1 protein-coding gene is annotated in these 283 nt (G+C 67.1%); it reads left to right on the top strand.

Annotated features, from left to right (window positions below):
- On the top strand, window positions 1-283 hold a 283-nt coding region (locus ACLJNW_RS24540), incomplete at both ends, for an NAD-binding protein (RefSeq protein ID WP_410961260.1).

The following is a 283-nucleotide window of genomic DNA, read 5'->3' as shown; positions in this document are numbered from 1 at the left end:
AAATGGAACGCATCGACAACGACGACACCCCGCGCGTGGTGATCGCCGGGGTCGGCCGCATGGGCCAGATCGTCGCTCGCGTGCTGCGCGCCCAGCGCGTGCCGTTCATCGCCCTGGACACCTCGGTGGAGACCATCGAGCTGACCCGTACCCTCGGCGCGATCCCGATCTTCTACGGCGACCCGATGCGCCCGGAGATCCTTCGCGCGGCCCAGGTAGAGAAGGCCGAGTTCTTCGTCATCGCCACCGATGACCCGGAGACCAACATCGAGACGGCCAAGCG

This window comes from Salmonella sp. SAL4457 (assembly GCF_046548235.1).
Taxonomy (GTDB): Bacteria; Pseudomonadota; Gammaproteobacteria; order Enterobacterales; family Enterobacteriaceae; genus Salmonella; species Salmonella enterica.
This window is presented reverse-complemented; position numbering and strand designations above follow the sequence as displayed.